Genomic DNA, 2,767 nt, shown 5'->3' on the forward strand with positions numbered 1-2,767 from the left:
ATGTTTAGGGAGATTAGGTTGGTGAGGGGGTTGAGGGTGGAGGTGGGGGAGGAGCTTAGGGGGTGGCGTTGGGGTGAGCCGCCGGTTCAGCCGCCTCCGCTGGGGGTTAGGCTGTCGGTGTCTGACATGGTTGGGGGGTACTGCGAGTCTAGGCGGGATCTCTACTTGAGGAGGGTGGTTAGGGTGAGGGCTGAGCCGAACGGCGCCATGAAGTTCGGGGCGTATATACACGAGGTTTTTAGAAGGAGCCTCGCCGCGTTGAGGAGGCTTGTGGAGGGGGGAGCGGCGAGGGGGTGGGAGCTGGTGCAGGCCTTCCGCCCCGAGGAGGTGGCCGGGGAGGCCGCCTCCGCCGTGGGGGCCGAGCCGGATCCCCGGGGGGTGGAGCTGGCGAGGTACCTGGCGGTTCAGGTGGCGGCGCGGGTTGACGAAATTGCGGCGAGGACGGAGGCGGACCCCATCAGCCTCGCCGCCAGGGCGGTGCCGCTTCTCGCCGAGTACGTCGTGGACGGGAGGCCGCTGGGGCTGACGCTGGTGAGGGCCGACGCGCTCTACCACAATATTGTGGTGGAGGTGAAGGTGGGGCCTCCCGACGATAGACACGCCCTTGCCCTCGCCGGCTACGCCCTGGCGGTGGAGGCGGACGAGGAGGTGCCGGTGGACGCCGGCCTGCTGGTGTACATAAGCTTCAACGGCGGGGTGAAGCTCAGGGCGTACCCAGTGGCGGTGGGGGAGGGCCTCAGGAGGGACTTCCTCGAGGAGAGGAACAGGCTTATGGAGATGGTGGCGTCGGGCTCGGACCCCGGGCTCTCGCCTAGGTGCGACGACAAGTGCCCCTTCTGGAGGCACTGCCATGGAGGTGGTGGTTAAGGACTGGGGGGTTTCGCTGGGCTACAGGAGGGGCGCCCTTGTGGTTAGGAAGAGGGGCGGCGGGGAGCAGGCGGTGCCCCTCCACCAGGTGGACAGGGTGTGGATACTCACGGGGGGCGTCTCCATATCCTCCCGCCTGGTTAGGGCCTTGGCGAGGCATTTCGTCGACGTGGTGTTTTTCGACGGGAGGGGCGAGCCGGCGGCGAGGCTGTTCCCCCCGGAGGCAAACGGCACGGTGGCGCACAGAAGGGCCCAGTACGAGGCCTACCTCACGGGGAGGGGCTTCGAGCTAGCAAAGCTGGCGGTGTACGGCAAGGTGGTGAACCAAGCCGCGGCGCTTAGGAGGCTCGGCGCGTGGAGGAGGGAGAGCTACCGCCTGCTGGCCGACGCCGCCTCCAAAGTAGCTGGGCTGGCCCCCCGGGTCCTCGCGTGCGGCGACCCGCAGTGCGTCCTGGGGCTGGAGGGCTCCGCCGCCTCCATCTACTGGGGGGCCGTGTCGGAGGCCTTCGGCGTGCCGTCCAGAGACCCCCAGGGCGGGGATCCCTTCAACCTCGCGCTTAACTACGGATACGGCATCCTCAGATACGCGGTGTGGAGGCAGGTGGTGATCCACGGCCTCGACCCCTACGCCGGCTACCTCCACGCCGACAGGTCGGGGAGGCCCTCCCTGGTGCTGGACTTGATGGAGGAGTTCCGCCCCCACGTAGACCTCATGGTTTTGAGGATGAGGCCGGGGCCTGACTGGCTTGACGGCGGGGTTTTGAAGCGGGAGGCGCGGGCGGCTCTTGTGGAGAGGTGGCTCTCCCTGAGGCTTGAGCCTGTTATAGCGAGGCAGGTGGCCCAGGCGGTGGCCCACCTAGAGGGGAGGAGCAGCTACCAGCCGCACAGGCTGTGATCTGGCTCGCCGTCTACGACATACAAGACGACGGGGAGAGGGCCAAGGCGGCCGCCATTCTGCAGGCGTGGGGCTTCGTGCGGGTGCAGAGGAGCTTCTTCGTGGGGAGGCTCCCCAGAGGCAGGGCGCAGGACCTCCTCCACGTCTTGGCTAGACACGTCAAGACGGGGCACGTGGCCCTAATCCCGGTCCCCGACGACTCGCTGGACAAGGCGCTGGAGCTGGGGGCTCCCCCATACGCCCCTCTCAAGCCGCCTAGGTATGTACAGACCCTCGTCGTATAGGCCCACGCCCTGGGACGTGCTGGAGCTGGAGTACTGCCCCCGCTACCTATGGCTCTCTAAGAGACACGGCGTCCCCGTCACCCCCTCCATGAGGGCGGGGAAATCCGCCGAGCCGGAGCTGAGGCGGAGGCTCGCCGCGGCGCTGGGGGGAGAGCCGAGGCCTGTGTACATAGACGCGGGGTGGGCGCACGGCGTCGTGGACCTCCTCGTCGTGAGGAAGTCTGCAGTCCCCGTCGAGATAAAGACGGGCGTCCCCAGGCCCGAGCACAAGTGGCAGCTGTACGCAGAGGCCTACCTCGCGAAGGCGGCGGGCTACGCAGTCACGAGGGGGGTGCTGGCGTACGGAGAGAGGCTGAGGAGCCTCCAGGTGACCCCTGCCGAGCTTAAAGCGGCTGAGACGTTGCTGGCAAAGGCGGCTGAGGTGGTGGAGGGCCCGCCGCCGCCCCCGAGGAGGAGCCCCAAATGCGCCTACTGCCAGTACAGAGCCATATGTACCTATACATAGGGAGGGTTGATATCGGCGGCGTCTCTGGCTATATGTGGGTTTTGGGGTTGAGGCTTTACGTGAAGCTGGGGTGGCGGCCGGGGGACACGGTTTATCTAGGCAACCTCTCGGACCCCCTCTCCGTCGCTCTGCGGATTAGGCGCCTCGCCCCCAAGCCGGTTGACGTGAGGAGGCTGGCCTACGCAGTGGCCAGAGCCCTGGCCGCGGCGCGTTACG

At 67.4% G+C, this 2,767-nt stretch carries 4 protein-coding genes and 1 pseudogene; all 5 read left to right on the plus strand.

Translation table 11 applies throughout. From position 1 onward, the window contains the following. Positions 1-867, plus strand: an 867-nt coding sequence (gene cas4a, locus ACP5J3_RS12590) for a type I-A CRISPR-associated protein Cas4/Csa1 (RefSeq protein WP_428496003.1), incomplete at its 5' end; no start/stop codon positions are given. Continuing rightward, the gene (gene cas1 / locus ACP5J3_RS12595) at positions 851-1,762 is read left to right on the plus strand and encodes a CRISPR-associated endonuclease Cas1 (RefSeq protein WP_428496004.1); all 912 of its coding nucleotides are present in this window, start codon (positions 851-853) and stop codon (positions 1,760-1,762) included. The genes cas4a and cas1, both read left to right, overlap by 17 nt. Then, on the plus strand, positions 1,759-2,046 hold the full coding sequence (gene cas2, locus ACP5J3_RS12600) for a CRISPR-associated endonuclease Cas2 (protein WP_428496005.1): 288 nt from the start codon (positions 1,759-1,761) through the stop codon (positions 2,044-2,046). The genes cas1 and cas2 overlap by 4 nt, the downstream gene beginning before the upstream one ends. After that, positions 2,024-2,551: a CRISPR-associated protein Cas4 gene (cas4, locus tag ACP5J3_RS12605; RefSeq protein ID WP_428496006.1), complete on the plus strand. Its 528-nt coding sequence runs from the start codon at positions 2,024-2,026 to the stop codon at positions 2,549-2,551. Before cas2 ends, cas4 begins: the two co-directional genes overlap by 23 nt. Further along, a pseudogene (locus tag ACP5J3_RS12610) lies at positions 2,536-2,767 on the plus strand (hypothetical protein); the annotation flags it as partial. The gene cas4 and the pseudogene ACP5J3_RS12610, both read left to right, overlap by 16 nt.

The sequence above is a fragment of the Pyrobaculum sp. genome (genome assembly GCF_049971835.1).
Taxonomy (GTDB): domain Archaea; phylum Thermoproteota; class Thermoprotei; order Thermoproteales; family Thermoproteaceae; genus Pyrobaculum.